Origin of the sequence: Variovorax sp. KBW07 (genome assembly GCF_003852515.1) — a bacterium.
Classification (GTDB): domain Bacteria; phylum Pseudomonadota; class Gammaproteobacteria; order Burkholderiales; family Burkholderiaceae_C; genus Variovorax.
In genome coordinates this window covers 24,500-35,232 of sequence record NZ_QAJK01000188.1, presented here as the reverse complement: position 1 = coordinate 35,232, position 10,733 = coordinate 24,500, and the positions used below count along the sequence as shown (strand labels likewise).

Sequence of the window (10,733 nt, the reverse complement as noted above, 5' to 3'; positions counted from 1 at the left end):
GCGCAGAGCACACCATCGGCGCGAGCGCCTTCAGAGCGGTCGTTGATCGGCCAATGCGAGAGCAGCGCCCTCGTGCGACTGGCATCGGGTGCTCCGCGCAGCGAAATAAAGGAGGAGCGAAGCGGGGGACATTCGCGGAGCAGAGCACACCGTCGGCGTGGGCGGCGCCCTGAAGGAGACTGCTCCGCGCAGTCACTCGCTCACGGCACGGTTCGAGAACGTCATCACTCCGTCGTCGACAGATCCGAAGCGCAGGCTCATGAGATCGCGCGCGTAGTTCTGGTACAGCCGCCACGGCGCGCGAGCGCCCTGCTTCGGAAACTTGCCGATGGAGCGCTGTACGTAGCCCGATGAAAAATCGAGCCACGGTTCGGCGACCAGGGCCGGGTCGGTGTTGCGTGGCGTGCATTGCCGCCAGCCGTGCTTGTCCATGTGGTTCAGCACCCTGCAAACGTATTCGCAGGTCAGGTCGCACTTCAGCGTCCACGAGGCATTCGTGTAGCCGAACGACGATGCCAGGTTCGGCACGTCGCTGTACATCATTCCCTTGTAGTTGAACGTCGCGGCCGGATCGACCGGAACGCCATCCACGTCGAGCGCGATGCCGCCCAGCACCTGCAGGTCGAGCCCGGTGGCGGTCACGATCAGGTCGGCCTCCAGTTCCTTGCCCGACTTCAGCCGTATGCCGCTCGGTGTGAACGTGTCGATGTGGTCCGTCACCATCGAAGCACGGCCCGCGTTCAGGGCCGCGAACAGGTCACCGTCGGGCACGAGGCACAGGCGCTGGTCCCACGGGTTGTAGCGCGGCGTGAAGTGCGTGGCGATGTCGTAGTCGGGGCCCAGTGCGTGTCGCACGCCGCCGAGAATCATCCGTTTCGCACGCTCCGGCCTACGCCGCGACAGGCGGAAGAACAGCATGCTCAGCAGCACGTTCTTCCAGCGCGTGATGCCGTACGCCAGCCTGGCCGGCAGATGGCGGCGCAGGCGGTTGGCTATCGGGTCTTCGGCGGGCCGCGACACCACATACGTCGGCGAGCGCTGCAGCAGCGTGACGTGCGCGGCGGTCTTCGCCATCTCGGGCACCAGCGTCATCGCAGTGGCACCGCTGCCTATCACGACCACGCGCTTGCCTTGATAGGCCAGGTCTTCCGGCCAGTGCTGCGGGTGCACGATGCGGCCGGTGAAATCGGCCGTGCCCGCGAACTCGGGCGTGTAGCCGGCGGTGTAGTTGTAGTAGCCGCTGCACATGAAGAGAAAGTTGCAGCTCATGCGCACCGGCTCGCGTTCGGGGCCGCGTTCGACATCGACCCACCACCGCGCATCGGGCGTCGACCACGAGGCACGCACCCCGCGATTGTTGAAGCGGATCTTGCGGTCGATGCCGTTTTCTTCGGCGGTGTCGCGCACGTATTTCAGGATCGATGGGCCATCGGCAATTGCCTTGGCCTGCGTCCACGGCCGGAACGAATAGCCCAGCGTGTACATGTCTGAATCCGAGCGGATGCCGGGGTAGCGGAACAGGTCCCAGGTGCCGCCGCTGCGCTCGCGCCCCTCGAGGATCGCGTAGCTGCGGCCGGGGCAATTGGCCTGCAAGTGGTAGGCGGCGCCGATGCCCGAGAGGCCGGCGCCGACGATCAGTACGTCGAGGTGTTGTTCCACGGTGCCGGCTTTTTCTTCGTCAAGGGGAATGAATGCTGCCGAGCCTCAAATCGATCATGGCATCCGTGAAACACGACTTGAATTTCGAGAAGTAGTCTGCGTCACCCATGATGCTTTGAAGAATCCCCGCAAAGCGTTCTTCGTTTGGAATATGAATCGTGATGCCCCTCAAGTCATTGCACGAGAGCACGTCGTAGAAGGCATCGAGATTCGTGCCGGCATATCCCGTGTGCCCGAACAGTTGCTCTCCCAGGTAGCAATAGAAATCGTCCCTCGACGCGAGTCCTTCGGGAGCCAGGACGATGCAGTTGGCCACTGGCGTCTGACGCCACTCATCATGGCTGACAAGTGTCCTGCAAGCCCGAAACCACGAGTCCCTGTAGATCGTATCGAGATCACGCCAGTTCAACACCACACCGTCGGACCACGCCTCCAGTATCTGGAGCACCAGAAGATCCGAACGGCCAACGTCAACCAGATAGACCTGATGCGACTTGGCCTTGAACACCAGTTTTCTGCAATGGATGTATGCCGCATCAACGCAATGTCCCGCGATCACCTGAGAGATCGAATAGACCGTGTTCTCTTTCAGGGATGAAGACTCAAGGCTGTCATCAAGACCACTCAGCGTGAGGAGGAAGGCACCCTCGCTTTGTTCGTTGTCGATGCGGAGCGTCGGCAGGCCGTCCACGCGCTGAACGACATGCGGCGTATCCCCGCTGTCGATTTCGTTGTTCTCAATTACAAACTCTCTGTGCTTCATGAATTGACTGATTCCGTCTTTTTGATTGAAGGACTCCCGGCAGCCGGCCCGCCCCGGATCATCCACCACGCACTCACCGCACTCAGCACCGCCAGCCCGGCACTCAGCAGCATCACCCACCGGAAGCCCGCCACGAACGACTCGGCCACGGCGCGCTTGACGGCCGTCGCGGTGGCGGCGTCCACACCCGGCGGCATCACCGCACCGGCCAACTTGCTGCGCTCGCCTTCCAGAAAAGCCGACACCTGCGCCGACGCGCCCATGTCGCGCAGGCTGCTCGCCAGTGCCGCATCGAAAGCCCACGCCATGACCGCGCCGAACACGGCAATCGCCAGCACGGCGGCCGCGCGCGAGACGGCGTTGTTCACGCCCGAGGCCACGCCCGCCAGCTCCGGCCCGACGGCGTTCATGACGGTGGTGGTGAGCGGCGCGACCGTCACGGTCATGCCGAAGCCCAGCACCACGACGGCGGGCAAAAAGCCGGTCCAGTAGCTCGCGCCGACGCCGGGCACGGCGAACAGCGCGAATCCCACGGCGGCAATGGCCGGCCCGACGACCAGCGGCATGCGCGGGCCGAAGCGGTCGACCAGTTGCCCAGCCCAGCCCGAGAGCGCGAACATGATGAAGATGAAGGGCAGCAGCGCGGCACCGGCTACGGTGGCCGAGTAGCCCTGCACCTGGATCAGGTTGAGCGGGAAGAAATACAGCCCGCCGCCGAGCGCGGCATAGAGCAGCAGCGTGAGCAGGTTGGCGCCGCTGAAGTTGCCGATGCGCAGCAGGCCGAGCGGCAGCATCGGGGTGCGCACCCTGCGCTCGGCCGCGACGAAGCCCACGCTGCCCAGGACACCGATGGCCAGTGCGGCAAGCACGGCCGGCGAACGCCAGCCCTGCGTGGGCGCCTCGATGAAGGCATAGACGATGCCACCCAGCCCGGCCGTGGCCAGCAGCGCGCCCCACAGATCAAGGCCCCCGCCAGCAGAGGCACCGCGGCTCTCGGGCACGTGGCGCCAGACGATCCACAGCACCAGCAGCGCCATGGGCACGTTGACGAGAAAGGCCCAGGTCCACGAAAAATGATCGACCAGGAAGCCGCCGAGCACGGGCCCTACGGCCGCGGTGATGCCACTGAAACCCGACCATGTGCCGATGGCCTTGCCGCGCTCCTTCTCGGGAAACGCGGCGCTGATGAGTGCCAGGCTGCCGGGCACCAGCAGCGCGCCGCCGATGCCCTGCACGGCGCGCGCCGCAATGAGCTGCTGCACGTTGGCCGCGAGCGCGCAGGCCACCGACGACACGGCGAAGATGCCGACGCCGATGGCGAAGATGCGGCGCCGGCCGTAGTGGTCGCCCAGCGCGCCGCCCACCAGCAGCAGCGCCGCGAGCAGCAAGGCATAGGACTCGACCACCCATTGCGCCTGGAAGGCCGTGGCGAGCAGGTCGGCCTGGATGGCCGGCAGCGCGACGTTGACCACGGTGCCATCGATGAAGGCCATGCTCGAACCGACGACGGCCGCGGCCAGCACCCAGGGCTTGGAGGCCTCGGGGCAGGCGCCCTCTTGTGCCCCGGCACCATGCAGGATCAGCGTGTCGTCGCAGGGCGCCTTGCCGATCTGTGCCATGGTGAGCCTCCAGCCTGCCTATTCGGTTTTTGTCTTGCCCCTTCCCCCTTTGGGGGAAGGTTGGGATGGGGGCTGCACCCAATCGAACGCCATGCGGCTTTTGGCGCCGTCGTGCCCCCACCCCTGCCCTCCCCCAGAGGGGGAGGGAGAAAGAGAAAGAAAGGGAAAGCTCAGAGCGTGCATGCCGTGGCGGCAGGGTTGGCTTGCGCGGCACTCACGCTGCGGGCCATTGCGGCTGCGGCTGCGGCCGTCACGCGTTGCGCGCCTTGCGCCACGGCATCCATGCCGCCGCCCACGGCTTCGCTGAGCCTCAGCTGGCAGACCATCGTGCGCGCCTCGTCGGAGCGCCGCAGCGTCCAGCTGAAATCGGCATCGACACGGCCGCCATCGACCGCATCGAACTGGCGCAACTGCACCGCGACGCGCCACACCGGCTGCGAGGTCTGGCGCCCGCCCTTGGTGACGTCGAGCGCGCCGAGCCGGCCGGCAATGCCGCCTGCCAGCGCATCGCGCAATTCGTTCTCGAACGACGAAGCCCAGCGGTGCTGTTCCAGCACTTCGACCTGCACGCTGCCGTTGGGCTGCCGCACCACCATCTGCGGCCTGGCGAGCCGCTCGGGCACGGCCACCGGGGCCAGCTCGATGTAGAGCGGCGTGGCGCTGCCCAGCGTCGATGGCGCGGCATCGGCCGCCACCACAACAGGGCTGGCGAGCGTGTAGTAGCTGTCGGGCTTGCTTGCGCAGCCTGCGAGCATGACCAGGGCGGCGGCAGCAGTGCCGAAGCCGAATGCAAGGTTCTTCTTCATTTCTTGTCGTCCGGTTTGCCGCGCAGCAGCGACTCGGGATGGCGTTCGAGGTAGTCGGTCAGGATGCGCACCGAGCCCGCCGCGCGCGTCAGTTCGCGCAGCGTCTGGCGCATGTCCTGCTGCAGCGGCGAATCGTCGGCCAGCGTGCGCTCGGCCGTGTTGACGGTCTTGCGCACGTCCTTCATGGCGGCGGCCAGCTCGGGCGTCACGTCGCTGTTGATGCGGTTGACGGTCTGCTCGGTGGCGGTGAGCGTCTTGTTGAGCGTGGCGAGCGTGGTGCGCAGGTCGCCTGCGATCTGCTCGTACGGCACCTTGTTGAGCTTGGTCGCAATTTCCTGCACCTGCGACTGGATCTCGTCGAGGCTGTTGGCGATGGTGGGCAGCTCGATCGGGCTCTTCGTCACATCGACCTTGGCCGGCGGCGCCTTCGGGAAGAAGTCGAGCGCCACGTAGACCTGGCCGGTCAGCAGGTTGCCGTTGCGCAGCTGGGCGCGCAGGCCCTTCTCGGCCAGGAAGCGCAGACGCTCCTGCTGTGTCGAGCGCGACTCGGTGGCGCCATCGGCACCGTTCGTGCCGCCTTCTCGGCGCCGCAGCCTGTCGGGGTAGACCTGCACCAGCACCGGCATGCGGAACTCGCGCTCGGCGCGGTCGAACTCGACGCCGATGGACTTGACCTCGCCGATCACCACGCCGCGGAAGTCGACCGGCGCGCCCGGCGCCAGGCCGCGCAGCGACTGGTTGAAGTACATCAGCAGCGTCTGCGAAGGACCATCGGGCTCCTTCATGGCGGTGTTTTCGTCCTGCGCCAGCGTGAAGGCGGCGTTTTCCTTGGCCAGCGGGCCCATGGCGTCGTCGGGCGCCTGGAAGGCGATGCCGCCCAGCAGGATGGTCGCCAGCGATTGCGTGCGCAGCGTGAAGCCGCTGGCGCTGAGCTGTGCGTCGATGCCGCTGGCCTGCCAGAAGCGCGTGTTCATGCCGACGAACTTGTCGTACGGCGCATTGATGAAGACGCGAATGGTCACGCCACGGCCGTCGCCGTCGAGCTCGTACGCAGCCACCTGCCCGACCTTGACGCGCCGGAAGTACACCGGCGAGCCCACGTCGAGCGAGCCGATGTCGTTGGCGCGCAGCAGAAACTGCTGGCCCGAGTCGTCGCGCGTGACGATGGGCGGGGTTTCGAGCCCGGTGAATTCGCCCGAGGTTTCTTTTGCCACGCCGGCGTCGGCACCGATGTACGCGCCCGACAGCAAGGTGCCCAGGCCCGAAATGCCCGATGTGTCGAGCCGTGGCCGCACCACCCAGAAGCGCGAGTCTTCGGCGGTGAAGCCCTCGGCGTCCTTGTTGAACTGCACCAGCACGCGCACGTGCGAGCGGTCGCGCGCCAGCCGCAGGTGCGTGACAAGGCCGATCTGCACGTCCTTGTACTTGACGGCGGTCTTGCCTGCTTCCAGGCCCTCGGCGGTCTTGAAGGTCAGCACGACCTCGGGGCCGCGCTCCATGATGATGCGCGCCACCAGCGTGATGCCGACCAGCGCCGCCACGATGGGAATGAGCCAGATCAGCGAGGGCAGCCACTCGCGCCGGCGCACCACGCGCGGCCTGGGCAGCGCCGATTGCGAGGCCGGGGCCGGGGGCGGTGCGGGTGGCACCGGCTGGCCCTTGGGTTGCGATTCGTCTTCTTCACTCATGCTGGTTTCTCATCCCTGTTGTCATGTCCCTGCAGTCCCGGCCGTGCCCGGGGAAGTGCCCTGCTCTTCGATGGCCTGTGCCTCCTTGCTGTCCCAGGTGAGCTTCGGATCGAAGCTCAGCGAGGCCAGCATGGTCAGCACCACGACCGACCCGAAGGCCGCGATGCCCACGCCCGCCGTGATGACGGCAAAGCCTTGAATCTGTACCAGCCCGGTCAGCAGCGACACCACGAACACGTCGAGCATCGACCAGCGGCCGATGATCTCGATGATGTGGTACAGCTTGGCCCGCTCCCGCTGGCGCCACGTGCTGCCGCGCTGCGCCAGGACCACAAGCAAAAACAGCACCGCCAATTTGAACAGCGGCACCAGGAAGCTGGCAATGAAGACGATGGCCGCCAGCCCGTAGGCGCCCGAGACCCAGAAATAGATCACGCCGCTCAGGATGGTGTCGTACTGCGCGCCGAACAGCGTGCGCGTGATCATCACCGGCAGCAGGTTGGCCGGTATGTACATCACGCAGGCGGCAATCAGGAAGGCCCAGGTGCGGTTAAGGCTCTGCGGCTTGCGCGCGTGCAGGCGGGTGCCGCAACGCCCGCAGGCGTCGCCGTCTTCGGCGTCTTGCCACACAGCATCGCAATGCCGGCAGGCCAGCAAGCCGAGCGAGGCGCCGGTCGCGACCGGGACATCGTCGTCGTAGGCCTCGTCCTCGACCGGCTTCCTTGATGCGCGATTGCGCAAGCGGGCCAGCAGCGACGTCATGCGGGCGTCTCCGGCACGCCGGGCGCGCCCGGTGCGTCCTGTGCGCCGGGACCATCCGCCTCGCCCGGCGGGCGGAAAGTCATTTCCCAGAACGCGCCGGGGTTGAACGACAGCACTGAAGTCAGCGTGACCGTGAGCGCCACGAAGGCCCACAGCGCCGGCCCCGGCACCACCGTCGCCATGCTCGACAGCTTGACGATGGCCACCAGCACGCCGAGCAGGAACACCTCGATCATTCCCCAGGGCCGAAGCGACTGCATGGCCCGCACCAGGATCGCGAAGCCGACCGGGCGGTGTTCGCGCGCCAGCGGAATCAGCAGGTAGGCCAGGATGCACAGCTGCAGCAGCGGAAACAAGATGGTCGTGGCCAGCACCAGCAGCGCCACGGGCGACATGCCCTCGGCGCTCAGCACCACCACCGCGCCGGCCAGCGTGGTCTGGCTGCGCAGGCCACGCAACTCGATCTCGACGATGGGAAACAGGTTCGCAATGGCGAACATGATCAGGCTCGCCACCGTCAGCGGAAGAATTCGCCGCTGCTGCGAGCCGGGGTGCCGCGCCAGCTCGGTGCCGCAGCGCGGGCAATGCGCCACGTCGCGCGGGTTCAGCGGCGTGCGGGCATAGACCGCGTCGCAACCCGGGCATACCACGGTGTCAGGTACTTCCTTCATAGGTCAGCACCCTAACTCATTCAGGCGACGTGGGTTGTCGTCCTGAGGCGCAGCGTGCTGAAGACTGCCGCTATCGCGGCACAACTTGCCGCCAGCACCAGCGCCACCACCGGCCCGTGGCCGCCATGCGGACTCCAGAGGCTGAAAACCGCAGCCAGCACCACCGCGCCCAGCGTCTGGCCGGTCAGCCGGGCGGTGCCCAGCATGCCGCTGGCTGCACCACTGCGGTGCGCTGGCGGCGAGGTCACGATGGTGTGGTTGTTCGGCGACTGGAACAGCCCGAAACCCAGCCCGCACAGCGCCATGCGCCATGCGATGTCGACGTTGCCCGGGTGCGCCGGCAGCGCCGCCAGCAGCGCCAGGCCGGTGGCCAGCAGGGCCAGTCCGATGCCGCCCAGCAGCCCGTCCGGGTAGCGGCCGATCAGCCGCCCGGCAATGGGCGCCATCACCACGATGGCCAGCGGCCACGCGGTGATCAGCAGGCCCGCCTCGATGTGGCTGCGGCCGTACACGTCGAGCAACAGGAAAGGCAGCGCGATGTAGGCCAGCATCTGCGCGCAGAACGCGGCGACCGAGGTGCCCATCGACAACGCAAACACCGGAATGCGCAGCAGGTCGATGGGAAAGAGCGGCACCGCCTGCTTGCGCTGCCGCCGCAGGTAGACGAAGCCCACCGCCACCCCGGCCAGCAGGATGCCCCAGGCCGAGGCCTGCGAACCGCCCGCCGTCACTGCACCTGCGCCGCCCTCGCGCACGCCCAGGCGGTCGACGCCCAGGAACACCAGCGAGAACATCAGCACGTTGAGCGCCACGTCGACCGGCGAAAACCGCAGCCCCGCCGCCGGCGCCACGCGGTTGAACGGGAGCGCCCTCATGCCCAGTGCAAAGGTAATGATGCCCAGCGGCACGTTGATGGCAAACAGCCACGGCCACGAAGCCACCGACAGGATGGCCGCCGCCACCGACGGCCCGGCCACCGACGACGTGGCCACCACCAGCGAATTGACGGCCATGCCCTTGCCCAGTTGCGACGACGGGTAGGTCAGCCGCACCAGCGCCGCGTTCACGCTCATGATGCCCGCCGCCCCCAGCCCCTGGAAGGCGCGCGCCGCGATCAGCGTGCCCAGCGAATTGGCAAAGGTGGCCGCCAGCGACGACAGCGTGAACACCGCCATGCCCACCAGGTACACGCGCCGGTAGCCCACCAGGTCGCCCAGCGAAGCCAGCGGCAGCAGCATGACGAGCGTGGCGATCTGGTAGGCGTTGACCACCCAGATCGCCTGCGACGGGCTGGCCTGCAGTTCACGCGCAATGCCCGGCAGCGCCAGGTTGACGATGGTGCCGTCGAGCACCGCCACGATCAGCCCGAGGATGATGACCAGCATGGCCCAGCCGCGCTCGGGCGAGGCCAGGCCGTCGATGGGCTGCCGGGGAGAGTCTTCGGCCACCGCCACCGCGGCGCCTGCGCGCGCGGTGTTCAAGCTTCCTGCGCCCTTCCCTTTTGCGCGCTTGCGGTGGGCTCGGAGCGCACGCCGCCCAGCGTGAGCCAGGTCAGCACCAGCGCAATGAGCGCGCCGGCCGCCATGCCGGCCACCATCGGCAGCGGACGGCCATCGGTGAAGAAGCCGACCACCGCCATTGCCAGCGCGCCGGTCAGCATCTGCAGCGTGCCGAGCAGCGCCGAGGCCGTGCCGGCAATGGCGCCGTGCATCTCGAGCGCCAGCACGCCGGTGGTGGGAATCACCAGGCCCATGAAGCCCGAGGCAATGAAGTACAGGACGATGAGCACCCAGATGTTGTCGCCGCCCATCGCAAAGTAGATGAACATGGCGACCATTGCCACGCCGCAGCACACCACGCCGAACTTGACGAGGTTGACCAGCCCGAAGCGCTCGCCCAGCGAGCCGGTGAACTGCGACGCCGCAATGAAGGCCGCCGCATTCACGCCGAAGGCCACGCTGTACATGGCGGGCGACAGGCCGTAGTGGTCGATCATTACGAACGACGAATTGGCCAGGTAGGTGAAGAAGCCCGCCATCGCGAAGCTGCCGATGAATACCAGCCCGAGGTAGTGCGTGTCGCGCAGCAGCAGCCAGTAGGCCGACAGCGCGCTGCCCAGGCTGCTTTCGACGCGCTCGGAGGCGGGACGCGTTTCGTCGAGCAGCTTGACCATCATCGCCAGGCCCGCCACGGCCGCGATGGTCACGGCCCAGAACACGCCGCGCCAGCCGGCGAATGCAATCACCACGCTGCCGGCCAGCGGCGCCAGGATCGGCGACACGCTGAACACCAGCATCAGCAGCGACATGAGCCGCGCCGCGTCGGTGCCGGTGTGCAGGTCGCGCACCACCGCGCGCGGAATCGCCATGCCGGCCGCCGCGCCCAGGCCCTGCACGAAGCGCAACACGATCAATGTCTGGATGTCGGTCGCCATGGCGCAGCCGATGCTGGCCAGCGCGAACAACACAAGGCCCACGTACATCGGCGGCTTGCGGCCGAACATGTCGGAGATCGGGCCGTACAGCAACTGGCCCGCGCCCAGCGAGAGAAAGAAAGCCGTCAGGCTCATCTGTACCGCGCCGATGTCGGCACGCAGGCTCTGCCCGATGGCGGGCAAGGCCGGCAGGTACATGTCGATGGCGAAAGGCCCGATGGCCGAAAGCAGGCCCAGCAACAGGGCCATCTTGAAGAAAGGAGAAGAACGCATTGACCCGATTGTCGCCAAGCCCGGCAACCGGTGCAGGCGTGGGGTCGGCCAATCGGCG

9 protein-coding genes are annotated in these 10,733 nt (G+C 67.2%); all 9 read right to left on the bottom strand.

What is annotated here, in order from left to right; translation table 11 throughout:
- Window positions 1-192 precede the first annotated feature (192 nt).
- A complete protein-coding gene (locus DBV14_RS30540; protein WP_185546180.1) occupies window positions 193-1,659 on the bottom strand; it encodes an NAD(P)/FAD-dependent oxidoreductase in 1,467 nt (488 codons plus the stop codon).
- Window positions 1,660-1,678: 19 nt separating this feature from the next.
- Window positions 1,679-2,422 (bottom strand): barstar family protein, encoded by a 744-nt coding sequence (locus DBV14_RS30535; protein ID WP_124465240.1) that lies wholly within the window; start codon window positions 2,420-2,422, stop codon window positions 1,679-1,681.
- Window positions 2,419-4,041 carry an MFS transporter gene (locus DBV14_RS30530; protein WP_124465238.1) on the bottom strand — a complete coding sequence of 541 codons (1,623 nt, stop codon included), beginning with the start codon at window positions 4,039-4,041 and terminating at the stop codon, window positions 2,419-2,421. Before DBV14_RS30530 ends, DBV14_RS30535 begins: the two co-directional genes overlap by 4 nt.
- A 170-nt stretch (window positions 4,042-4,211) precedes the next feature.
- Window positions 4,212-4,847: a membrane integrity-associated transporter subunit PqiC gene (locus DBV14_RS30525; protein WP_124465237.1), complete on the bottom strand. Its 636-nt coding sequence runs from the start codon at window positions 4,845-4,847 to the stop codon at window positions 4,212-4,214.
- On the bottom strand, window positions 4,844-6,535 hold the full coding sequence (locus DBV14_RS30520; protein ID WP_185546179.1) for an intermembrane transport protein PqiB: 1,692 nt from the start codon (window positions 6,533-6,535) through the stop codon (window positions 4,844-4,846). Before DBV14_RS30520 ends, DBV14_RS30525 begins: the two co-directional genes overlap by 4 nt.
- 21 nt (window positions 6,536-6,556) lie before the next feature.
- Window positions 6,557-7,297, bottom strand: a complete 741-nt coding sequence (locus DBV14_RS30515) for a paraquat-inducible protein A (protein WP_124465235.1) — start codon at window positions 7,295-7,297, stop codon at window positions 6,557-6,559.
- On the bottom strand, window positions 7,294-7,968 hold the full coding sequence (locus tag DBV14_RS30510; protein WP_124465233.1) for a paraquat-inducible protein A: 675 nt from the start codon (window positions 7,966-7,968) through the stop codon (window positions 7,294-7,296). The genes DBV14_RS30515 and DBV14_RS30510 overlap by 4 nt, the downstream gene beginning before the upstream one ends.
- Window positions 7,969-7,988: 20 nt before the next feature.
- A complete protein-coding gene (locus tag DBV14_RS30505) occupies window positions 7,989-9,449 on the bottom strand; it encodes an MFS transporter (protein WP_185546178.1) in 1,461 nt (486 codons plus the stop codon).
- Window positions 9,446-10,675, bottom strand: a complete 1,230-nt coding sequence (locus DBV14_RS30500) for a multidrug effflux MFS transporter (protein WP_185546177.1) — start codon at window positions 10,673-10,675, stop codon at window positions 9,446-9,448. Before DBV14_RS30500 ends, DBV14_RS30505 begins: the two co-directional genes overlap by 4 nt.
- Window positions 10,676-10,733: the final 58 nt, after the last annotated feature.

Coding starts and splice junctions, on each gene's coding strand:
- DBV14_RS30520 (WP_185546179.1), bottom strand. CDS start 6,535: ATGAGTGAAGAAGACGAATCGCAACCCAAGGGCCAGCCGGTGCCACCC.
- DBV14_RS30510 (WP_124465233.1), bottom strand. CDS start 7,968: ATGAAGGAAGTACCTGACACCGTGGTATGCCCGGGTTGCGACGCGGTC.
- DBV14_RS30525 (WP_124465237.1), bottom strand. CDS start 4,847: ATGAAGAAGAACCTTGCATTCGGCTTCGGCACTGCTGCCGCCGCCCTG.
- DBV14_RS30530 (WP_124465238.1), bottom strand. CDS start 4,041: ATGGCACAGATCGGCAAGGCGCCCTGCGACGACACGCTGATCCTGCAT.
- DBV14_RS30535 (WP_124465240.1), bottom strand. CDS start 2,422: ATGAAGCACAGAGAGTTTGTAATTGAGAACAACGAAATCGACAGCGGG.
- DBV14_RS30500 (WP_185546177.1), bottom strand. CDS start 10,675: ATGCGTTCTTCTCCTTTCTTCAAGATGGCCCTGTTGCTGGGCCTGCTT.
- DBV14_RS30515 (WP_124465235.1), bottom strand. CDS start 7,297: ATGACGTCGCTGCTGGCCCGCTTGCGCAATCGCGCATCAAGGAAGCCG.